Annotated in this window: 16 protein-coding genes and 5 pseudogenes; 15 read left to right on the top strand and 6 right to left on the bottom strand. The window is 48.1% G+C overall.

Annotated features, from left to right (window positions below):
• Positions 1–16 precede the first annotated feature (16 nt).
• Together LG52_RS09665 and LG52_RS09660 are read left to right on the top strand one after the other, a co-directional pair.
• Positions 17–1,162 (top strand): IS256 family transposase, encoded by a 1,146-nt coding sequence (locus LG52_RS09665; RefSeq protein ID WP_044731771.1) that lies wholly within the window; start codon positions 17–19, stop codon positions 1,160–1,162.
• A 317-nt stretch (positions 1,163–1,479) separates the two neighbouring features.
• Complete coding sequence (locus LG52_RS09660; RefSeq protein ID WP_044731770.1) at positions 1,480–1,701, top strand: hypothetical protein; 222 nt, start codon at positions 1,480–1,482, stop codon at positions 1,699–1,701.
• Here LG52_RS09660 and LG52_RS09655 read toward each other — a convergent pair.
• A complete protein-coding gene (locus LG52_RS09655; RefSeq protein WP_015375695.1) occupies positions 1,671–2,804 on the bottom strand; it encodes an IS4-like element IS5377 family transposase in 1,134 nt (377 codons plus the stop codon). The genes LG52_RS09660 and LG52_RS09655 overlap by 31 nt on opposite strands.
• Positions 2,805–2,887: 83 nt before the next feature.
• Here LG52_RS09655 and LG52_RS09650 point away from each other — a divergent pair, with 83 nt between their 5' ends.
• The 8 genes and pseudogenes from LG52_RS09650 to LG52_RS09615 all read left to right on the top strand — a co-directional run bounded on the left by LG52_RS09650 (position 2,888) and on the right by LG52_RS09615 (position 10,586).
• Positions 2,888–3,400 (top strand): Imm26 family immunity protein, encoded by a 513-nt coding sequence (locus tag LG52_RS09650; RefSeq protein ID WP_044731769.1) that lies wholly within the window; start codon positions 2,888–2,890, stop codon positions 3,398–3,400.
• A gap of 316 nt (positions 3,401–3,716) precedes the next feature.
• Positions 3,717–5,879 carry an RHS repeat domain-containing protein gene (locus LG52_RS09645; protein WP_231584445.1) on the top strand — a complete coding sequence of 721 codons (2,163 nt, stop codon included), beginning with the start codon at positions 3,717–3,719 and terminating at the stop codon, positions 5,877–5,879.
• Positions 5,880–5,894: 15 nt separating this feature from the next.
• Positions 5,895–6,464 (top strand): hypothetical protein, encoded by a 570-nt coding sequence (locus LG52_RS09640; RefSeq protein ID WP_044731768.1) that lies wholly within the window; start codon positions 5,895–5,897, stop codon positions 6,462–6,464.
• 105 nt (positions 6,465–6,569) lie between these two features.
• Positions 6,570–6,809, top strand: a pseudogene (locus LG52_RS09635) (Rhs family protein); the annotation flags it as partial.
• Positions 6,810–6,950: 141 nt separating this feature from the next.
• Positions 6,951–7,898: pseudogene (gene istA / locus LG52_RS09630) on the top strand (IS21 family transposase); the annotation flags it as partial.
• 145 nt (positions 7,899–8,043) lie between these two features.
• A pseudogene (locus LG52_RS09625) lies at positions 8,044–8,679 on the top strand (IS21 family transposase); the annotation flags it as partial.
• Positions 8,676–9,428, top strand: a complete 753-nt coding sequence (gene istB / locus LG52_RS09620) for an IS21-like element helper ATPase IstB (protein ID WP_044731766.1) — start codon at positions 8,676–8,678, stop codon at positions 9,426–9,428. The pseudogene LG52_RS09625 and the gene istB, both read left to right, overlap by 4 nt.
• Before the next feature lie 3 nt (positions 9,429–9,431).
• Positions 9,432–10,586, top strand: a complete 1,155-nt coding sequence (locus LG52_RS09615) for an RHS repeat domain-containing protein (protein WP_052524489.1) — start codon at positions 9,432–9,434, stop codon at positions 10,584–10,586.
• Positions 10,587–10,613: 27 nt separating this feature from the next.
• On the opposite strand, the gene LG52_RS20170 is transcribed toward LG52_RS09615, so the two are convergent.
• Positions 10,614–11,153, bottom strand: coding sequence for an IS630 family transposase (locus tag LG52_RS20170; RefSeq protein WP_044731106.1), 540 nt, complete (start codon positions 11,151–11,153; stop codon positions 10,614–10,616).
• Positions 11,150–11,680: an IS630 family transposase gene (locus tag LG52_RS20165; RefSeq protein WP_044731501.1), complete on the bottom strand. Its 531-nt coding sequence runs from the start codon at positions 11,678–11,680 to the stop codon at positions 11,150–11,152. The genes LG52_RS20170 and LG52_RS20165 overlap by 4 nt, the downstream gene beginning before the upstream one ends.
• Before the next feature lie 84 nt (positions 11,681–11,764).
• Between LG52_RS20165 and LG52_RS18995 the strand changes: the two genes are divergently transcribed.
• The gene (locus LG52_RS18995; protein ID WP_231584443.1) at positions 11,765–12,262 is read left to right on the top strand and encodes a hypothetical protein; all 498 of its coding nucleotides are present in this window, start codon (positions 11,765–11,767) and stop codon (positions 12,260–12,262) included.
• A 150-nt stretch (positions 12,263–12,412) separates the two neighbouring features.
• On the opposite strand, the gene LG52_RS09600 is transcribed toward LG52_RS18995, so the two are convergent.
• A complete protein-coding gene (locus LG52_RS09600) occupies positions 12,413–13,603 on the bottom strand; it encodes an ISL3 family transposase (protein ID WP_044731765.1) in 1,191 nt (396 codons plus the stop codon).
• 364 nt (positions 13,604–13,967) lie between these two features.
• Here LG52_RS09600 and LG52_RS09595 point away from each other — a divergent pair, with 364 nt between their 5' ends.
• On the top strand, positions 13,968–14,222 hold the full coding sequence (locus LG52_RS09595) for a hypothetical protein (RefSeq protein ID WP_044731764.1): 255 nt from the start codon (positions 13,968–13,970) through the stop codon (positions 14,220–14,222).
• Between the two features lie 269 nt (positions 14,223–14,491).
• Here LG52_RS09595 and LG52_RS19745 read toward each other — a convergent pair.
• A pseudogene (locus LG52_RS19745) lies at positions 14,492–14,778 on the bottom strand (transposase); the annotation flags it as partial.
• A gap of 187 nt (positions 14,779–14,965) precedes the next feature.
• Between LG52_RS19745 and LG52_RS09585 the strand changes: the two are divergent.
• Positions 14,966–16,533 (top strand): annotated as a pseudogene (locus tag LG52_RS09585) (IS1634 family transposase).
• 666 nt (positions 16,534–17,199) lie between these two features.
• The gene (locus tag LG52_RS20160; protein WP_052524487.1) at positions 17,200–17,493 is read left to right on the top strand and encodes a hypothetical protein; all 294 of its coding nucleotides are present in this window, start codon (positions 17,200–17,202) and stop codon (positions 17,491–17,493) included.
• Positions 17,494–18,186: 693 nt separating this feature from the next.
• Here LG52_RS20160 and LG52_RS09570 read toward each other — a convergent pair.
• Positions 18,187–19,926, bottom strand: coding sequence for an Rqc2 family fibronectin-binding protein (locus LG52_RS09570; RefSeq protein WP_044731762.1), 1,740 nt, complete (start codon positions 19,924–19,926; stop codon positions 18,187–18,189).
• Between the two features lie 297 nt (positions 19,927–20,223).
• On the opposite strand from LG52_RS09570, the gene LG52_RS09565 reads away from it, so the two are divergent.
• On the top strand, positions 20,224–22,896 hold the full coding sequence (locus LG52_RS09565; protein ID WP_044731761.1) for a cation-translocating P-type ATPase: 2,673 nt from the start codon (positions 20,224–20,226) through the stop codon (positions 22,894–22,896).
• Positions 22,897–22,958: the final 62 nt, after the last annotated feature.

The following is a 22,958-nucleotide window of genomic DNA, read 5'->3' as shown; positions in this document are numbered from 1 at the left end:
TTTCCTTAGGAACAGGATAACCGGAGTGTGCATCGGTTATACGAAGGTTAACTTTTTAATGAGCATGTATATAGAACTGATTATGCGGGAAGAAATCAAACATTTCCTCGAAATCGAACAGGCGGAAACATCCAATATGAGAAACGGCTACTACCAACGAACACTGGATACGCAATATGGTCGTATTGAAGGTCTTTTGGTCCCAAGAGACCGAAATGGGGAATTTCAAACGCAGCTGTTTGCCCCTTATCAACGACACACCGGCTGGCTTGAGGAAGCGATCATCAAGATGTATCAAAGTGGCATGAGTACGCGGGAAATTGGCAAGTTTATCGAACGAATTCTAGGAAATGCCTATTCTCCCGCGACGATCAGCCGTATTACCGATGTCGTAAAGGAAGACATCGAAAAATGGCGCCATCGTCCACTGCACAAGCGTTATTCGGTCTTATATTTGGACGGTTTGTATGTGAAACTTCGCCGCGATACGGTAGAGAAAGAAGTCATTTATGTGGTGTTAGGGGTGAATGAAGAGGGGTATCGTGAAATTCTTGATTTCTTCGTAGGAGGACAGGAAAGCGCCTATGGATGGCAGGAGATTCTTCAACAACTATACAACAGAGGCGTAAAAGAAGTGCTGCTTGGCGTATTCGATGGACTACCGGGGCTGGAGGAAGCCTTTCAGGCGGTTTATCCGAAAGCCGACGTGCAGCGTTGTGTCGTTCACAAAGTCCGTAACACGCTCAGCCGTGTTCGGAAAAAAGACCAATTCGAAGTGGCGGAGGATCTGAAACTCATTTATCGTTCTCCGAATAAAGAAATCGCACTCGAGATGTTTCGACAGTTTGAATCGAAATGGTCAAGCAAGTATCCGAGGGAAGTCCAATCGTGGGTAAATGAGTTGGATGTCCTCCTCACCTTTATGGACTATCCAAGCAGTATTCGAAGTGTGATTTACACGACCAATGCCATCGAACGAACGATCAAGGAGATTCGGAAACGCCTAAAGCCAATGAACAGTTTGAGCAGTCTAGAAGCCGCTGAAAAAGTCGTATATTTGACCATTCAAGATTTTAACGAGAAATGGGCAGGCCGAAAGTTACGAGGATTTGCCGAAGCACATGAAGCCCTCCAGCGAATGTTTGAAGAACGTTACAATTAACCATATATTGTAAATAAACAAATAGGGGGATTCTTCCTTTCCACACAGGAGACTGAATATTCAGTCTCTTGTGTGGAGGAAACCAGTCCACTATCCATTCCAAATCCATTTCAGAGATACCCTATCTATCTTGCATTACACAAAATTCTTGACAGTACCCTAGAGGGTTAGAACACAGATTATATCTAAAATATGGAGGAAAAAAGCAACTAAGAAATAAGATTAGGTCGATAAGTCGTAAGAATAAGAACTATAAATATTACATGTATGCATCTAGAAATGTGTATAGGTCATTAAAGTAGCTGGGGGGATTTACAATGAATGAAAAAATACTTAAGTTACATGAATTACTTACTTCTAATTTTAAAGAAATTAACGATGTTTCGTTAAAAGAGATAGAGGAGATATTATTAAATGCTTTAAATTTTGATAAAAGGAAAATACCTGATATAACAATATTAGAAGTAAAAATAAAGTTTAAAAAAAATAACCTAAACACGAGTGTTGATTATCCAAAATTATACATACGCCTTCCATAAATTTGGGCATACTCAAACAAAGCAGCGGCCATCCCGGATTTCCAATCGAGAGGAAGCTGCCCAGAGAAAAAACGGCGAACGAACGAAATGAAGGAAAGAGAGACGTTCGTCTGTTTTTTGGTTTGATCATACAGCCATCGCAGCAACACATACGCGATGAACGCCGCAAACAGTTGGTTGTATACCGCATTTTCCGTCGTGCCAAACAAGGTCGGGACATTCAGATATTGCTTCACCCAACGGAAAAAGACCTCAACAGTCCAACGTTGTTGGTACATGTCGGCAATGGTTTCCGCAGACGCATGGAAGAGGTTCGTCACGACCCGAATGTCGCGGCCATTCGCATCTCGAAAGATCACCACCCGGTGACGCTTGGTGGAGCGGCATTGTTTCGTCCCCAACTGGCACGTGAAGTCGGCTTGAACCGATGAGGATGTGCTGGAAAGGCGTTTCAAGCTTTTTTTCTGATGAAGTTCGATGTTGTCCTTCATCCGAATGACAAAGAGCTGATGCTGCTCCACAAATCGATCGAGGCGTTCGATTTTGAAATACGCCCGGTCTTCCACCAGCACTTGTTGAGCGTTCGTCAACTGTTCTCCCACCGGGCCATCATGACGCAGTCCGATGGTTTCCACCACGTCTGCCGGCAACGAGGATTCCGGCGAATACGCGACGTGCAGCTTCACTCCGGCGCGTTCGCCGTGATACGGCGCCCATGGCAGGCGGTTTTTCCCGACCGTGACGGTCGTCGAATCCACCACCCGAAGCGGTTTGGGAAACCGAAGCGAACGGCGGGTTTGGCGGTTGCACTTGGAAATGATCAACGCCAACAAGCGTTTCATGATGTCATAGGGAACTTCTTTCGCTTTCTTGGATACAGTTGAATAATGGAATCGCGGCAATCCATACAGAGGCCCCACATCGGCTCCGTGGCGAAAGCTTTTCCATTGATGCATGGCGGCCAGCAGGAAGAAGTGAATCAACTCGCGCAACGTAAAGGTTCGAGACGAATCACGATACCCAACCGCTTCGGCAATCAGTTGAATCTCTTCATCCGAAACAAGTTTTTGCATCAAATTCGGGAGTGTGGTATGCTTGTTCATAGAGAGCACCTCCTGGGTTTGTTTGTGTCGCTACTCACATTCTACAGGAAAGGTGCTCTTTTTTCTATACCCTTTGGATTTTATTGGATAATCAACACGCCTGTAACCTAAAATATTTTAAAGAAATTAGTCAAGGGAATATTTTTGAAATTTATTTAAAAGATATTTGTAAATATGCATACGGTGTTGTCGTAGCCGGAGAAATAAATGGAAGTAAAGATGAAGAAATTTTAATTGGTTATCTAAACAAATTCTCTTCTACAGAACTTCCAATAAATGAGATTTTTCAGATAATAAAAGAGAAACAATTTTTATTCATTGCAAACACAGGGATAACTGGAATAAAAAAGCGTAAATGGAGATTTGTTTGCAACTATCCTGATAAAGTATTTAGTGATGAGGAATTACGTCAGATACCATATAAAGTTTATTTTATCGATAAGTATTATAAAAGCGTTGGAGACAGTGTAAAAGAAATTTTAGAATGTGAAATTATTTCTAAAGAAGAAGCAGATGGAATTCCTAACCCTCTTGGAATCGTCGGTGAAGAAGAAATTGAAAATTTGTTAATTGAAAAATTCAAAAATACTATTTAAGCATTTTGACTCTCTACTTTTTAATTAAGTTAAGTAATGGGGGATGGACTTTGTGAACATTATTATGAAAAGAACAAATCATAGTCCTATTTAAAGGAGAAGCCACTAAGATGGCTTCTTTTTTGTATTTCGGTAGGATGGAACGACCCAAACGTATACCGCCGATTTCCCTACTGGCAATCAAGATTGGAACCGTGCCGCCGTTTCGATTCAACCTTCCAAGCCAATGGATAAAATCGACATATCCGCTGTCTTCCGCGGCAATTACACGGGAACGGTATGGTTTGACGCAATCCGGTTGATGGAAGGAAACGTGGTGACGAAAAACAAATACGATGCCAGCGGAAATTATGTCACGGAAGAAGTGGATGAAAAAGGCTATGTGGCGAAAAAGAATTATGATGCCGTAGGAAACCTGTTAAGCGAGTACGATAAGAAAGGAAACAAGAAAGAGTACACGTATGATTTATCGGATCGCTTAAAACAGCTGTTGTTAGCGAACGGCACTTCCGTCAACTACGATTATGACTTAAATGGCAATATGACTTCAAAAGTCATTCGAACCAGCGGCGGCCAGTCTCAAACATTTGCCTATTCTTATGATGCGACCGGTAAACTCATGAAAACCGTCGGTCCGCTCCATGATGTGACAACGAATGAATATGATGCCAACGGAAATAAAATCAAAACGGTTTTGCCGAAAGGAAACACGATTCAATGGACGTATGACGGAACGGAACGGGTCAAAACGATTTCTTACAACAACGTTCCGTATTACGAATTTCGTTATGATAAAAACGGAAACGAACTTTCTGTACAATATTTAAAAGACGGTACGACCAAAACAAGAACATTTGATAAAGCGAATCGGCTGGTGGAACTGTCGGACCGTGGCGGGCTGCAAAAATGGCTGTACCCAACCACATCGGATAAATTGCAGCAGTTCATGTTCTCTCATGGGTCCTTTAGCCAAACGATCCATTACCAATATAATGCATTGGATCAAAATACGGTCGTCCAAGATGGAACGTATACGTACCGCTTTGACTATGACGAGAGAGGAAACGTTCGCACCTTCACGACAGGAAATGGGGCCGGTTCGACCTTTACGTATGATGACCGCGGCTTAGTGGAAAGCGTTTCGATCGGTACGGCGGACGGAAAAGAAATTTTATCGGAAACGTACCGTTACGATGAAAACGGCAACCGGACGAAAGTGGAATCCCCAACGGGGGAAACGACCGTCTACCGTTACGATGCCCTAGACCAATTAGTGGAAGAGCAGCTTCCAGATGGCACGAAAATCGAGTATGCCTATGACGGATTCGGAAACCGGAAGCAAATCGTGAAAACCAAGGATGGGCAGTCGACGACGACCACGGCTGATTATAATGCGGCGAATCAGTTGGTTCGTTTCGGTGACGAAACAATCACGTACGATGCGAACGGCAACCGATTGGAAGACGGTCAGTATCAATATGAATGGAACGCAGCCGACCAGCTCGTCTCGATTACAAGAAAAGGTGAAAGCACTCCTTTTGTGACGTACAAATATGATGAAGACGGCCGGCGCATCCAAAAGAACGTCAATGGCGTCGTGACGAACTACCATTACCAAGGCGACAGCCTGAACGTTCTGTATGAAACCGATGCAAGCGGAAATGTGGTAAGATCGTATATATACGGAGAAAACGGGCAGCTCCTTGCGATGAAAAAAGGCAATGCGACATATTTTTACCACTATAACGCCCATGGCGATGTCATCGCCCTAACGGATGCGCAAGGAAACATCGTAGCCCGTTATCAATATGATGCATGGGGGAATATTCTCTCTCAATCCGGTGCCTTGGCGGATGAAAACCCATACCGATATGCGGGATACCAATATGACCAAGAAACGGGTCTTTATTACTTAATTGCCCGGTACTACCACCCAGAGCATGGCGTGTTCCTTTCCTTGGATCCAGATCCGGGGGATGCGGATGACATTCTCACGCAAAACGGATATACGTATGCGAACAACAATCCGGTGATGCTGGTCGATCCGGATGGGCACTTCTTCTGGTTTGTAGTTAACGCTGGGTTTGCGGCGTACGATGGGTATAAGGCGTATAAAACCGGAAGAGGATGGATGTATGTCGCTAAAAAAACGGCTCTTGGCGCGGTTGGTGGAGGAAAATTAAAACTTGTCAGACATACAGGGAAAAGCCTTAAATTTGTGTGGCTTCTTGGTAAAAATCCTAAAAAACATCGGACTAGGATTAATACCGATTTGCCTGGTGGTAAAGCTGTAGCTAAAAGTATATTTAGGCACTTAACGAAAGGGAAAAAAGTCATTCAAAAAAGAGATGGAAATTCTGTGAGAAGGTATACCCCTGACAATAAATATCAAATTCGATATAAAAAGCGAAAAGACGGAACATGGAAGATTAATCTAGATTTAAAACGCGGCGGAGTTTATGAGGATATACATTTTTAAAAAGGAGGGGTTCAATTGTCATCGGTACCACATTACCTTATTCCGATCCAAACAAAGCTTGATGATTTACGTAGTATTTCTCAATCACAACATATAAGAGTATTCATAAGTTCTTCAGATTTGGATCCTGATTATCGGGAAGCTTTTAGCTGCATGCAAGTCGTATTACAGGTGAATCATCATGAATTTTATGTAGTGACGGCGGAACAAACGGAAATCGCTTATAAAGCAGAGATTGACCATCTTTTAATTGTAAAGGAAAAAGAAGTACCAAAATTACAATCGTTTAATCCTAAAGAGAAACTAGAGTTTATTCAAATAAAAGAAATGCAATCTCAAAATGGATTTCAGCTTATTACTTTTTTGGAGGATGCATACTATTGTAAAACGAACTCCAATGAGCTAGATTTTACTTTTGAGGCAGGGACAGCCCTTATGTTAGCCAATAATGATGAAAAACTTTTAATTAGCCTTGGAAATACTCCGTATGTGCTCCTTGCGACCTCAAACATCGAAGATATTGATAAGATTTTATTAAAAAAGGAGTTAAAACCTTATACATTAGTGATGAAGCCTATCATTTAAAAAGAGGAAGCGATCTTTTTGTTAAACTCGATGATAAAATCGTAAGAAGGGCTTCCAAGTGTTTCTTGGTCAGAGGTTATCCCAGTGTTTCGGGGATAACCTCTTTTTGTTATATCAAAATACGACGAAGACGGCCGCCGCATTCAAAAGAACGTAAATGGTGTTGTGACCAACTACTATTATCAAGGCGACAGCCTCAACGTCTTGTATGAAACCGACACAAACGGAAATGTGGTACAATCGTATGTATACGGAGAAAACGGTCAGCTCCTTGCCATGAAAAAAGGAAACGCCGCGTATTTTTACCACTATAACTCGCATGGTGATGTCATCGCCTTAACGGATGTTTAGTGCAAAATAAAAATACAGAGTTCTGCAACGAAACGTGCAGAGCCTAAGGCAAAGAAAAAAGGCTTGCCAGCCCCTAACATTTCCTCTACTGTGGAAGTTGTGAACACATAAACCAAACAGTGGAGGAGCGAAAGGATGCTGGCAATGCCCGAAATGAATCGTATCAGAAAACTGCGTGAAAAGAAAGGGTTATCGATTGCGGAAATTTCCCGCGAAACGGGATATAACTGGAGAACGGTCAAGAAATACGCGGATGGCGGCATTTCTGTCCAACCAACCATCAAACGCAAAAAGGGGATGATGGAGGAAGAAGGATACGGGCAAATCATTGATGACTGGTTGGAGGAGGATGCCAAGCTGCCGAGAAAACAACGGCGAACGAACAAGACGATGTTTGAAGCGCTTTGTCGTGACCATGGATTTCAAGGCTCGTATCGCACCGTTTGCGCGTACGTGCAAAAACGAAGACCGCAGCTCAAACTCGAGAAAGAACAGCGCTATGAACGACTTGAGCACCCGCCAGGCGAGGCGCAGGTGGATTTCGGGAAGATGACGGTGGTGACGAAGGAGGGGAAGGAAGAAGAACGATCGGTTTTGATCGTAAGCTTCCCGTATAGCAACGCTGCGTTTGCTTATCCGCTGCCGGCGGAAAACAGTGAATGCTTCCTCCATGGGTTGACGCAGCTGTTTCGTCAGGCTGGGGGAGTGCCAAAGGCATTGCGCATTGACAATTTGTCCGCGGCCATCGTGTCGATTCGAAAAGGGGGAGAACGCCAATTCACCGAGGCTTTTGAGAAATTTCAACTCTACTATCGGTTTGATGTACAAGTGTGCAATCCATACAGCGGACATGAGAAAGGAAATGCGGAGCGAAAAGTCTATTACACTCGCAACCTTTGTTTCGTCCCGGCTCCGTTGATCGAGTCGGATCCGGAGCTGGTGGAGTGGCTGCATCGCAAGATGGTCGAGGACCGAAACCGCCCTCATTATGAAAAGGGGCGGTTGATTGTTTTCTGCAAAGAAAAAATACAGAGTTTTGCAAGGAAAAGTGCAGAGAATGACAACTTGACATGGAGCCTCTGGGGGCGTGATTAAAAAGCCAGGAAGCCAGCAATATCAAGGGCTGGCTATGCCTAAAAAGGCTATCACGCCCCCCACTCCATGTCAAGTTGGCCTAAGCCAAATTCTCTGCAGATCTCTGCATTTTTATTTTGCAATAAACAGGTTGATAGAGGAGCTATGGCAGGAAGAGCGGCCGGAGCTGTTGGCGTTGCCGGAACAAGATCTTCCGATCTTCTCCCTCGATCACGCTTACGTGAATAAGTACGGAGAAGTGATGGTGGATGGGAAGGCGTTCGTCGTCCATGGCCTGTCCGTCCCCAACCGGGTATTGGTGAAAAAAGAGTGGGATCGTTTCTTTGTGCTCTCTCCTGACGGAGGCATACATCTTGAGATGCCAAGGCCGTATACGAACGTGAAACGCGAGATCCCTTGGAAAGAGATTTTCGCTGAGTGGGAGACCAAACCCCGGGTTGTCGGGCATTCCCGATACCGGGCGTACTTGCCGGAAGCGATCCGAACGTATCTGGCTGGCACCCCGCCCCAGGTGGCGGCCCGTTTGAAAGGGCTGCGAGCGCTGTTGGATCGTTGCACGCTTTATGAAATCGCCCAGTGGCTCGATGAGAACCAGCGATGGGACTTGGCTCCTCATGAAATCGGGGTGTTGATGGAAGCCGAGCAATCCCATTACCCGGCCAAGTGGGAAGAATCGTACACCCCTTCCGTCCTGATCGACTATGAAACGGACTTAACGGTGTATGATCAACGTCTTCATCCTGTTCGGGAAGGGGGTGTCCAGGGATGAGAGCAGAGGTGAAAGAGATTTGTAAAGCACTGCATTTGGCCTATATCGCGGATCGATTCGAGGAGGTGATGTTCGAAACGAAAGAACAGTTTTTGCGGGATGTATTGGCGCTGGAGCTGTCGTGCCGCCAGCAGGCGAAACAGGCCCGGCTGATCAAGAAAGCCAAGTTTCGGGAGTTGAAATGGCTGAAGGATTACGAATGGTCGGATCACATCCACTGGCCGACCACGACATCGAAGAAGGAATTGTGTGACCTTCGCTTTTTGGAGCGAAAGCAAAACGTTCTGCTTTTAGGTTCGCCCGGGACAGGAAAAACCCATCTCGCCACAGCGCTCGGCATCCAGGCGTGCCAACAAGGCCATGAGGTTCGGTTTTTCCGCGTCGCGGATCTCGTCGCCCAGCTGGAAGAGGCATTGAAAAATGGCACGCTCGGGCGGCTGAAACGAAGCATCGATGCGTGCGAACTGTTGATATTGGATGAACTCGGCTATGTGCCGTTTCAAAAGCAAGGATCAGAGCTGTTGTTTCATATTATCGGCGACTGTTATGAGCGAAAAAGCGTCATCGTGACGTCGAATCTGGAATTTGGACAGTGGAATCGGGTGTTTGGGGACAACCGCTTGACAGCTGCGCTGGTGGATCGCTTGGTTCACCATGCCCACATCCTGGCCTTTACGGGAGAGAGCTATCGACTGCGGAACGCTCTCTCCGCGATCCAGCCGTCCTCTTCCCCCGGTCTGGAACCTTAAGTCTTGAGCTGGCAAGCCTATGTATTTTTTCTTGCACTTCTCTGCATTTTTTGCTTGCAAAAAACAGGCCGCTTAACGTCATGGACATATCAAGGCAACACGGTTCAGTATGACTACGATGCGGCTGGGAACTTGAAAAACCCGCACGGCAAGACGCTCACCTTTAACGTGGCGAATAAAGTCGAGGGCTTCAGCTACGATGAAGCAGGAAATTTGCTTCAAGATGACAAATACCAATACGAATGGGATGGGGAAGGCCGCCTGCTTAATGTGAAAGATTTAAACGGCAATACGATCGCCAGCTTCACGTACCATCCAGACGGTTTGCGGAAAACGAAAACAGTCAACGGTGTAACGTACCATTATCACTATGCCGGCTCCGATTTAGTTCGTATCACCGATGATAACGGACAAACGGTGTGGGCGTTTACATGGGCGAATGGAAAGCCGAACACCATCACGAACTCAAACGACGATACGTTTTACTATGTGACGAATTGCCGCGGAGATGTCGTACGTATCGTGGATGAAAATGGAGCGACGATGGCTAGTTATAGCTACGATCCATGGGGCAAAGTCCTTTCCGCTTCAGAAGATACAGGAGTCGCTGGACAACCACTGGGGTATGCAGAGTATTATTATGATAAAGAAACCAAACTGTATTATCTTCAAGCACGATATTATGATCCAGAAACGGCAATGTTTATTTCGAGAGATCCAGGTCCAGGGGATCAGGATGATTCAATAACCCAAAATGGGTATACGTATGCGAATAACAATCCGGTGATATTAGTGGATCCGGATAGGCATTGGGTCTGGCTGGCGATCAATGCAGGGTTTGCGGTTTATGATGGATATAAGGCATTTAAAAAAGGTGGATGGAAGGCTGCGGCGATTGCGGTAGGTGCAGGGCTTGTTGGCGGTGCGGCTTTTAAAGCGTATAGAATTTATAAAGCGAGAGAAACAGTCAAGATTATGAAGATTTTATTGGCGGCTAAGCATGGAAAAGGTAACACTACTATAGAAGTAGGGAGAGTAAGTAAGAGACTAGCAAAAAAGGCTGGGAAAGCATGGGTTGGATCAGGGGCTAAGCCACTCTACAAAAATGGTAAATGGATAGGATATAGAAGTAAAGATAAATCTAAAGTATTTATATAAATGCACCTTGAAAAGTTAACTTTTCGATTACGCGGAACACCCCAAGCGCCGCAACACTTCCTCCGGGCGTTCCTGAATGTAATGAGCAAATCGTTGAACCGCTTGCACGATCTCGTGGCGGTCTTTGTGAAAGGCGTTGGCGATCATCGTATCCTTCAGCCATTTCCACAAACGCTCGATCGGGTTGAGCTGCGGCGAGTAGGGAGGCAGATACAGGAAATGAAAACATTGTCCTTCTTCTCGCAAAAAGTCCTTCACCATTCGAGCGTGATGAATCCGGGCATTGTCCAAGACGAGCGCAATGATCCGGTTGGGATGCCGCTCTTTGAGCAGGCGCAAGAAATCCAAGAACGTCGCGGCGTTGGCGGCTTCTGTTTGGTGAAGCACGATGTCCCCATCGTGGACGTTCACCGCGCCAAATACCGAAACATGGGCATGATGGCCGAATGTCGGCACACGTTTTTGACGACCGACCTCGGACCAAGTGGATCGCAAGACATGATAAGAGCGGATATGCGTTTCATCGATGTACAGAAGAACGGCATCTTCTGTCTCCTTGGTGATCAAGTTTTTTTTATCAAATCCATTTGCTTTTCAAATTGCTTTTGCTCATCCGGATTCCCTTTCGCCAGCGTGTACGTAGGGCGAGTCCATGACAGACCTTGACGGTGCAGGAGTTTTCGCAGCGCTTCACGGGAAAGGCAAACACCAAAGTGCTTTTCGACATAGGATTGCAGGAGTTTGGTGTTCCAGGCCGAAGCGACGTCCCAGCCCAGTTCCGCGGGAGTGGTGGTCAACACAAGCTGTTTGATCTCTTCCTGCTGTTCTTCGGTGAGAAACGGCTCCCGTCCAGGGGCGAAATCCCGATGAAGCAAGAGCTCCAGACCGCCTTCATTGAACAGCGACACATAATGGGAAACGGTTTGTCGGCACACGTTGACCATGGAGGCCGCCTCTTTGCCCAAATAACCTTCCATGACCAAACGAACCGCCATCACCCGTTGGCGAAGAAGCGCGTTTTTGATTTTCCGTTCCTGTTTGCGAAGCGTCCGTGGCGTCCATCCGTGATCATGGGTGATGTTGAGACGTTTCATGAATGATCCCGCTCCTTTTCCATAGGTTTCCTTAGGAACAGGATAACCGGAGTGTGCATCGGTTATACGAAGGTTAACTTTTTAATGAGCATGTATATAGATAGAGCGAAAGAATCGAGTGTGGTTGTATCTCAAAACGGGAACAAGGTGGTTGAAATAACAGAACTAGAATTTCTTAAAAGATTAGAAACTTCTGTTCCTGGACCAAAAGGGAAAAAACTAGTTGGGGTTTCAATCGCATACACTCAAGCACAAGAATCATCCCTTCTAGGGGATCGTTCTGCGGTGACTCCGCAATTAGGAACGGGTTATTATCTAAAAAACATTACTACTAGTGAAGCATGCGGAACAGAAATAATAAGACAATCTACTTTTAAAGGACCATCAACAGCTACCATGTCTATAAAACAAGGGGTTTCAGCCACATGGTCATCGAACACAAATATAAGCGCTGAAACAGTTTCGGCAGCGTTAGGATTTAACGTAACAAAATCTTATGAAGTTACAGACACTTATCAAATTCAAGTTCCAGCAGGAAAAACCGGGTCTTCACCATTTTCTGTGATTTCTACTCAATCCTAGAGACATGTTAGCTGGATGAAATAGGTTCATCAGTCAGGATCCTTCTTCCGCATACAGACCACGAAGTTGGTAGAATGGAAACAGTCAAGTGCTTTCCTTGACGGGTTCCATTCTACCAACTATCATACCGATAGCGGAAGAAGGGAGCGCTTAAGCAGCCTGACTGCCTGTAGTGTTCCCTGTACACTCCAGAAATACACGCAAACGAAACCGTTCTAGATTTCGATAGCCATATGCCCGGCGTTTGATGTTTTTGATCTTGTGATTCGTCCCCTCAATTCGGGCATTCGTATATGGGCACAAAAAGTAGGAAAGAATAGGCTCCTTCCACCTTTCAAGCGTGTTGGCTGCTTTCTGAAAAGAAGCAAAAGGGCTCTGTTTGGCTAACTGAATCCATTCTTCCAAGCGTTCCTTTGCTTCATGATATCCATCGGTTCGGTAAAAATCCCGAAACAACTCTTTCAGATAATAAGCAATGGAAAGTGCCGGATACTCCTCCAAGATATCGTCTAATCGAAGCCGTTGGTCCTTACGAAGCTTTTCACAGCCTTTCAAGAGAAGATATCGAGCCTTTTTCAATGGAGAAAATTCCTTTCTTGCTTGATCCAAGGCTTGTGTCACTTTTTGAACCACATGGTACTTATCGATGACAATCGAAGCAGATGGAAACAGGGCGCGAACCGCCTTATGATAAGGTTCCCACATGTCAAGAATCACCGTTTGGACCATTTCTTTCGACAGGATATTTTGGCTCAACAAGTTGATGGCGGAGTCACATTGGCGATCGGCATGCATTCCCATGACCGATCCGGCTCTGGCATCCATCAATACAGTTTCATACTGATGTCCCTTTTTTACAGCGATTTCATCTAAACTAAGCACCATTCCTTCTTGAGAAGATGCTTCTATCGCTGTTTGACGCTCTTTTGCTTTTTTCGATGCGATGGAGTAATAAATGCGTTCCAATGTTGTATATGGGATGCGGTGCTTTCGGCTAACCTCTTGAATGGTGGAGCCTTCGCAAAGTTCATACAAGTACTCACAAAATCGATTGGTGTAGTGTTGATGGGGTGGAATCGATTCCAAAGAGGCGGAAAACACTTGAGAACAATTCCAGCACCGATAGCGCTTTACCTTTATGAACAAGTACACCGGTTGATGGAAAATCGCCAAATCCCGTACTTTTCTTGTCCGTCTGTCGTGGACAGAGGAAGTGGCAAACCCACAATGAGGGCAACGTTCCTGTGTCTCTGTTTTCTCTACATGAATCGCATAACCATAGGAAAGAAGTTCTTGTTTAATCACTTTAAATTCTGGCAATCCTAGTGGTATAGAAAGCACTTACGAGACCTCCTTAATGTTTATTTCACCGCTAACATTATTGCCAGGATCTCGTCAGTGCTTTCTCTTTTTTGTCACTAAATCACAAAATTTGGTGATGAACCGGAAAAACCTATACCATAATGGCTAGACCGTATTACAAAGTTTATAACTTTGAAGTTTGGTACGATCCACTTATTGGATGGGATTCTAAAGTAGGGTATGGATATGCTGCTAAGCCTGTAGGGGTATGTTTTTATTACTATGAGTAATGTTCTGTGTTCTGTTATTTATAGAAATATTGAAGCAAGTTTCCTGATGGAACTTGCTTCTGTTTTTTGTGTTTCGTTTAAGTATAACGGATAGTTAAAAAGGGGGATGCAAAATGAATATTTTAAAAAGCCCAAACAAAATGAAGTTTGTTTCACTCGTTCTTTCTCTCATCGGATTGTGGTTAATGTTAAATAGTCCTGAATTAGGGAGTCGTCTTGCTTCATCGTGGGTTCGATCCATGGGGGGATCTGTGGATTCTCAAGAATATTTGCAAATGTTAAAAGAATATATAAGCACTTATAAAACGCTAGGGGGGATTTTTTTGTTTGTGGGCTTGTTTTCTTTTCTTAACAATCATCATCAGTAAACATCGTATTTGTCTACAGGGCAGCGAGAGGTGTGTATTTGCGCATTTTTTCCGTGAAAATGCGTGCGCCTTCAAGGGGGATTTTCATGCCCGGGTGGAGGGCAAAACGTTGCCCATGGAACTTTTCTGTGAAAATCAAAAGAACATGACCGAAGATGTATATCTTGAGATCCCTATGGATATACTACAAATGACCAAAAAAGACAATAGGAAAGCAGAGCTACCTTATATTTAGGTATCTCGTATATTTCTTATTCTTTTTGGTTATACTAACTTATTTGCAGCTCTCGGAATGGTTCTTTCCGAGAGAGCGTACAGTAGATGATGGTGAGCATTCGGTGCGCGAGCGCAACGAGTGCTTTTTTGTTCCTCTTCGTGACTTCCATGACCAAAACTTTGCCGCCAAACGCTGATTCTTGCATCGAGATAACGCCCATGCTGCCTCGCATAACGCAGATTTGATATGAGGGTTCCCCTTCGTTGTTCGCGTACTTTTTCGTTTTCCTGCACTTTCGTGATTGCCCGGTGCGACCCCAGCCCACGAGGCAAGATGTTGGGACTCACATTTCGCACCCTCTCAACGAAAATCGGGAGGATTTTTTGCGCCCATCGTCGAATGAATCCTTGACACACAAGGAACGTAAAGGAGTTTTTCTCTCATGAACGTTCAAGTCAAAGCGGTCTATCACAATTCCTATTTGAATATCATAAGTGCCCTATTCAAGAAATGGGGCCTGCCCCCATTGATTGACCATCTCGTTCCCGCCCACCCGCAGTGCCGGACTCGAGCCAGCGATGCCGTTCAGGCCATCCTCTACAATATGTTCGACGGCCGGCAAGCCCTTGTTCACTTAGAACGATGGGCTCAGGAGATCGATCTGGAAAAACTCATCCGTTCCGGGCTCCATCCTTCCTGGTTGAATGACGATGCGCTGGCTCGTCATCTTGACCGCTTGTATGAGGCCGGCATTCACAACGTCATCAGCACCTGCTTCATTCATCTTTATCGGAAAGAAGGCCTTCCTCTTCAGGTGTTCCACGCCGATGCGACGGACAAGACCGTTTACGGAGCCTATGAATCGGCCTCGTTAGAAGCCTTACAGATCACACATGGTTACAACCGCCATCAACATTGGCAAAAACAGATCGGCTTCGGACTGGTCGGCAACGAGGACGGCATCCCGTTTTACGGCGATGTGCACGACGGCAGCCTGCCTGACAAAACGTGGAATTCCCAAGTGAGATCCCGTGTCCATGAACAGCTCAAACAAGCCAAGATCGAAGACGAATGGATTTACATGGCCGATTCCGCCGCGATGACGAAAGACACCTTGGCGCAAACGAAAGCCGCCAACGCCTTTTTGATCACGAGAGGCCCTTCGTCGCTCCGGATCGTGAAACGAGCATGGGCCGAGGCCGCCAACATCACGTGGAGCGATCCCTTTGCGCTGGCCGAGAGAAACGGCGCTATGCACCGGGTATGGGAAACGACCTCGACGTATGAAGGCCAACCCGTACGGCTGATCGTCGCCGAATCGAGCGCGCTCGACCAGCGAAAAGGAAAGACGCTTGAAAAAAACGAACCAAAGAAGCGGAGCTTCTTCACGAGGAACAAATCCGTTGGGAGCGTCACCCATTCTCGTGCCGCGAAGACGCCGAACAAGCCTTGGCCTCCCTCAAGGCGTCCCTTCGTCCTCGGTTTCATCGGGTCAAGGCCACGGTTGAAGAGATCGTGCGTCCGAAAAAACGGCGCGGACGGCCGAAAAAAGGGGCGGAACCCGAGATGGAGACGCTGTATCTCCTGCGCTTGGACATGGAATTCGATCGCGAGGCGTGGGAACAGGCGAGACGGAAAGCGTCCCGGTTTGTCCTCGTCACGACCGTTCCGAAGGAATGGAAGGGCCAACCAATGGATGCACAAGAGATCTTGAAGCTGTATAAAGGGCAGATCTCGGTGGAAATGAACTTCTCTTTCTTGAAAGACCCATTCTTTACGGATGAGATTTACGTCAAAAAACCGGAACGAGTCGCGGTATTGGGCTATTTGTTTCTGCTGGCCTTGGCCATTTACCGCGTTTTTCAGCGCCGGGTGCGTCCGTTCATCACACCGGAACGCCCGTTGAAAGGGGCTGGAGGCCGCAAGCTGACCCGTCCAACGGGGCAGGCGATTTTTCAGCTGTTTCAATACGTGAACGTCATCCTGTTCAAGCTGCCGGATGGGCGCATCCAACGCGTACTGGATCGCTCACTCACCCCTGAACAGCGAAGGATTCTGCAGGGATTGGGCATGGATGAGAGCATTTACGTGTAACGTCATACGGAACGACTAGCGATGGTAAAAAAAGGATTGCCATCGCTCGTCGTGTTGGTCGAAACGTGATTCTGAAAAACGAAATCAAAAATCCTTTCTTTCTACCCTGTTAGGGTGCGAAATGTGAGTTATTAGATGGAAAGAAAAAACAGTTAATGACTTGATAAAAGCTGCGAAACCTGGAAGGGTAACAAAAGGAAGAACCATTCAATATGAGTTGTCTGGCGGCATGGATCAAGTAGTGAAGGATTTCTACTTGCTCAGACCGAAGATTATGAAGGATACATCTGATCTTAAAGTAGGCATTGAAGATGGGAGAACAGTTATTGTTAAGAAGAAAAAGTAGTGATGGACGTCCTACATTTGAAATTCAGGATGGAAAGAAGAGGATAAAGTTTCATTACTATTATAGATGCAATTTGAAGCTTTAACATTTGTCGCTTTTACCGAGCATTTGATCGACTGTCGGGCGAACGAACAACGCCGCTTCCAGACCCATGTATGGGTCTGGAAAGCGGGTAGTTGTTCGGTCTTCCGTCATGCCAAGGCGTGACGGGGGCAAGCCTGTGGCTTGCCTTCGACAGTCGAAAAATGGACAAGCCGCTTTTCCGTCAAGGATATGTTAAACTTTTTCGTCGCATCTATATAGTGTGTGGAGGGGTTTTTATGGAGCAATGGGAAAGATGGGAACCGATAACAGATATACCTCCTTCCATTTATAACGATATGCTGTTAAATGGTAAAGAGGGGATTGTTTTGAAATTTAGCGATGGAAGTCATAGAAGAGAAGTGATTATAACTTTCGAGGAAGGAGTGTTATCATATAGAAATGATGAAGGTTCATTGTTAAAAATGCTCACCTATTTAGATCAACATTATGGAACAAATTTTTATAAGAACTGGCCTTTATTCAAGGTGAAAAATTCAGCATACTTAAAATGGTTTCATGAAGAAAGGTAATCGTTGAAGTTGTTTATGTTCTTGAAAAAGTGTACAACGTAAAAAATGACGAGATCAGCGATGTTCTTTTAGAATTATTCGAATACGATAATATCGAGGTGGATGATATCGAGGTCGTAGAGAAGGCGCTTGCTCTGTTTGGAAAAGGCGCTTGGACTTTGTCGATGCTCTTTTATACGCCTATAACAAAGTGAAGGGATATCAAGTATATACTTTTGATAAGAAGCTGGACAAGATGATTGAGGAATAGCCGTCTATCACGGCTGTCGCGCTCCGCGTTTTGCAAAGATAGAAATGAAGCTTGTTTGGCTAGTCACTGTCGAATTCGGGGAAGCAGCCGTATGAATCCATCCAACGTGTGTTCAGCCGTCCGCTCACCCTTGAGCAGCGTGGGATTTTGCAAGGGCTGGGACTGGGTGAAAGCTTTTACTTCTAATGTTGTATGAGCAGGCGGATGTGAAAGCGGGAGCGAGGGTGGTGCAGTCGGCGTGCTTTCCCGGGCTTCAAGCGGCTCTTGAGGATGTGTTTCGTTGAGGCGGTGGCGAGACGGCGAAATGGGTGGAGGCTGTCGTTCGTGAGGCCGCCCGCCGCAAAGGCATTTGTCGCGCACGTTCAAAAAAGCGGGGCTGTCCCCAAGGCTGGCCTTGAGGACAGCCCCTTGTCGTTTCTGCGAAGGCGGCATGTTGGTCGCACTTACGATGGTTTCGTTGCTTGTTCTTTTTGCCGCTGTTTCATGGCGCGGACGAGCTCTTCGTCGGGGGTGACGTAGAGTGTTTGCTCGTTTTCGTAAATGACAAACCCCGGTTTGGCGCCGCTTGGTTTTTTCACGTAGCGGATGCGCGTGTAGTCGACAGGCACGGATCCGGAGTGGCGGGCTTGGCTGAAGTAGGCGGCGAGATTGGCCGCTTCCAAGAGCGTCTCGTCAGACGGTTGCTTGCTCCGGATGACGACGTGCGAGCCGGGAATGTTTTTCACATGCAGCCAAACATCGTCCTTATGGGCCAGCTTTGTCGTGAGATAATCGTTTTGTTTGTTGTTTTTGCCGACCAATATTTCCGTGCCGTCGCTTGCGACGTAGCGGTCAAGCTCTGGGACGGCGGTTTTTCGCTTTTTCGCCCCTTTTGCCGCGCGCGGGCGCAAGTAGCCTTGTTCGATGAGCTCGTCGCGTATTTCCTCGACATCTTTCGGCGAGGCGGTTTCGAGCTGGCTTAAAATCGTGTCGCAATAGGCGATGTCTTCTTTCGTCCGCTCGATTTGTTCTTGAACGACAGCGAGCGAGTTTTTTGCTTTTTGGTATTTTTGAAAGTACTGCTGCGCGTTCTCGGCCGGCGATTTTTGCGGGTCGAGCGGAATGGTGACCGTCCCGCCGTTTTCGTCATAGTAGTTTACGACCTCGATTTCCGTCATGCCGCGCTTGACGGCGTACAAATGGGCGGTGAGCAGTTCGCCGTACAGCCGGTAAGTGTCGGCTTGTTTCGCTTCTTCAAGCGTCTGTTCGAGTTTGGCGAGCTTTTTCTCGTTTTTCGCTTTTTCGTTCGCCATGAGCCGCTCGATGTCATGGGCTTGCTGCTTGACGCGGTCGCGCTCGGCCTTGCCGAAATAAAAGCGGTCCAATAGCTCGCTCGCGCTCGCAAATGGCTGGCCTTCTATTTTTAAGTGCTCAAGCGGCAAAACGTAAAACCATTCTTTTTCCCTGTTCGTGTACATCATCGGGGCAAAGCGGCGGCGGCGCACGTCATCGATGAGCGAAAGAAAGCTTTTCGGCAGCGTCGCCCGGTTGGCGATGCCAGCGCGGAACACCGCTTCATTGGCGAATAGCGGCGAAATGCCGCTGAAGGCAGAAACGAGCTGATGGGCGAGCTTGCCGGCGTGAAAGTCGATTTTTTTCAGCACCGTTTCTTCCGTCGCGTCAAGCGGATTCAGCTTGCCGTGCGTCGGCGGTGCGACGTACGGATGCCCAGGGAGCACCGTCCGGTAGCGGTTGACCGATGGCGGCAAATGCTTCAGGCTGTCGATGATCGTGTTGGCGGCTGCATCGACTAAGATGATGTTGCTATGGCGGCCCATCACTTCAATGATGAGTTGCTTCGTCTGCACGTCGCCGAGTTCGTCGCGCCCTTTCACGTCCATGACGATGATGCGGTCAAAATCGACTTGGCGGACCGATTCGATGATGCTTCCTTCCAACTGTTTGCGCAGCCGCATGCAAAACATCGGCGGCTCAGGCGGGTTGTCGTACGTTTCGTTTGTCAAATGGACGCGCGCGTACGTCGGATGCGCCGACAGCATCACTTTATGGTTATGGCCGCGGGCGCGCACGACCATGACGATCTCATACGCCGACGGCTGGTGGATTTTCGTGATCCGCCCGTTCGCAAGCGCCTCTTTGAGTTCACCGACAATGGCGTACGTAAACACTCCGTCAAAGGACATGGGAAAACACCTTTCTATTTTGGTTGTCTGCTATTCCGATATTACCATACGATCCGCTGTTGTGAACATGTTGGCGGCTTATGGTGCGAAAAAAAGAAGAGGGGGGAGCAAAAACCGCATTCGCTCCCATACAGGGGATGGGAGTGCGGTTGGGTGATACGAGACCGCGATTTTGGAGAGCGGGGGCATAGACTGCGAAACGTTGCTGTATGAGTGTCATTTTTTCGGACAGGGGTGAATAAGCATAAAAAAGCAGAAACAGTGCGCCGAAAAGACGGAGAGACGGAGGGGAGACAGATGCAATGGCATACGCTCGCGGCAAGCGATGTCGCGCACGAGACGAAGACGAATGTCAAGACCGGGCTTACTGCGGCGGAGGCGGAAAAACGGCTGCGGCAGTTCGGGTGCAACGAGCTGGCGGAAGGGAAGACGGAGTCGGCCATCGTCGTCTTTTTCCGCCAGTTTCAAGATTTTATGGTGCTTGTGCTGCTTTTGGCAACGGTGATTTCCGCGTTTTTAGGCGAGTATGTTGATGCGGCAGCGATTGTCGTCATCGTGATCATGAACGCCATCCTGGGGTTTATCCAGGAGCGGCGGGCAGAAAAGTCGCTTGCCGCTTTAAAACGCTTGTCCGCTCCGCAAGCGGTTGTGTTGCGTGACGGCGGGTGGGTGAAAGTCCCAGCGCGCGAGCTTGTTGTCGGTGATGTGGTGAGGCTGTCAAGCGGCGATCGGGTCGGGGCCGACGTCCGCTTGATTGAGGCGGCCGGCCTGGAAATCGAGGAGTCGGCGCTGACGGGCGAATCGGTGCCGGTGGCCAAATCCGCTGCCCCGCTTCATACGGAACAGGTGTCGTTGGGCGATTTGCACAATATGGCGTTTATGGGGACGCTCGTGACAAGAGGAAGCGGGGTTGGCATCGTCATCGCCACCGGGATGAAGACCGCGATGGGACAAATCGCGACGATGCTCGAAGAGGCAGATGCGGGGACAACCCCGTTGCAGCGCCGACTCGAGCAGCTTGGGAAAATTTTGCTTGTCGTCGCATTGGCGCTGACGGCGGCGGTGGTGGCAGTCGGGGTCGTTCAAGGGCACGACTTGTATGAAATGTTTTTGGCTGGCGTATCGCTCGCTGTCGCGGCCATTCCGGAAGGGCTGCCGGCCATCGTAACGGTTGTATTGGCGCTTGGCGTGCAGCGGATGATCAAACGAAATGCCATTGTCCGCAAACTTCCGGCGGTGGAAACGCTCGGCTGCGCTTCGGTCATTTGTTCCGACAAAACGGGGACGATGACGGAAAACATGATGACCGTCACGCAAGTATGGGCGGGCGGGCGGACATTTACGGTAAGCGGCGTCGGGTTGGGAACGGACGGGGAGTTTTCCGAACGCGGCCGGACGGTTGATCCGAACCGCGTTCCCGAGCTCGCCCGCCTATTGACGATGGGGGTGCTTTGCAATCGTTCGGAGTTGAAAGAAGAAAGCGGGCGGCGCTATATCGACGGCGATCCGACCGAAGGGGCGCTGCTTGTCGCGGCAGCCAAAGCTGGAATGGGAAAAGGAATGCTTTTGCGTGAGTACACGATCGAACAGGAGTTTCCGTTTGATTCGGAGCGGAAAATGATGACGGTCATCGTCCGCGGTCGAGATGGACGGCGGTTTGTCGTGACGAAAGGGGCGCCGGATGTGCTGCTTGAGAGGGCGGACCGCCTTGAATGGAACGGCCGCGAGCAGGTGTTGACGCCTGCGTGGAAAGATGCGATCGAGAAGGCGATTCGCCAGATGGCGTCTTCCGCCTTGCGCACGATTGCCGTCGCGTATCGGCCGCTTGCGGAAACAGAACGGATCGAGTCGGAGAAGGATGCGGAGACAAAGCTTCGGTTCCTCGGCGTCGCTGGCATGATCGATCCGCCGCGCCCAGAGGTGAAACAGGCGGTGGCGCGATGCAAAGAAGCGGGCATGAAAACGGTGATGATCACCGGCGATCACGTGTTGACCGCGACGGCGATCGCGAAACAGCTTGGCGTGCTGCCGCCTGGCGGCAAAGTGATGGACGGGGCGACGTTGTCGAAGCTGTCGGTCGATGAATTGGAACGCGCCGTCGATGAGATTTACGTGTTTGCCCGCGTTGCTCCCGAGCATAAGCTGAAAATCGTCAACGCCTTCAAGCGGCGCGGCCATATTGTCGCCATGACCGGCGACGGGGTGAACGATGCGCCGGCATTAAAAGCGGCTGATATCGGCGTCGCTATGGGCCGGTCGGGGACGGAGGTGGCGAAAGAGGCGGCGTCGCTCGTTTTGTTGGATGACAACTTTGCGACGATTGAGGCGGCGATTGAAGAAGGACGCAACATTTACGAAAACATTCGCAAGTTTATCCGCTACTTGCTGGCCTCGAACGTCGGGGAAATTCTCGTCATGTTGTTTGCGATGCTGCTGGCGTTGCCGCTGCCGCTTGTGCCGATTCAAATTTTATGGGTCAATCTTGTCACCGACGGTTTGCCGGCGATGGCGCTCGGGCTTGACCGGCCGGAAGAAAATGTGATGAAGCGGCCGCCGCGGCGCCCTGATGAAGGGGTGTTCGCGCGCGGGCTCGGCTGGAAAATCATCAGCCGCGGCGTTTTGATCGGTGTGGTTACGCTCGCCGCGTTTCTGACCGCCTATGAACGGAGCGGCGAGGATCTCGTTTACGCCCAGACGGCGGCGTTTGCGACGTTGGTGTTGGCACAATTGATCCATGTGTTTGATTGCCGCTGCGACCGTTCGATTTTTGACCGCCATCCGTTCGGGAACATGTACCTTGTCGCGGCGGTGGCCGTGTCGCTTGTATTGCTTTTGGTCGTCATCTACTATCCGCCGCTTGCCTCGGTGTTCCATACGAAGCCGCTCGCGGCGGTCGATTGGCTGCTCATTACGGGGTTGTCCGCCTTGCCGACATTTTTGTTTGCCGGCTCGCTTTTTTCGAGAAAATAGGATATGGTATAATCAAAAGGTGATAGAGAAGCGCTCTATGACCTTTTCTTTTTTGATCAGAA

It is taken from the genome of Geobacillus kaustophilus (genome assembly GCF_000948285.1).
In the GTDB taxonomy this organism is placed as follows: Bacteria; Bacillota; Bacilli; order Bacillales; family Anoxybacillaceae; genus Geobacillus; species Geobacillus thermoleovorans_A.
Note: the sequence above shows the minus strand (reverse complement) of the source record. Positions and strands in the feature narration are given on the sequence as shown.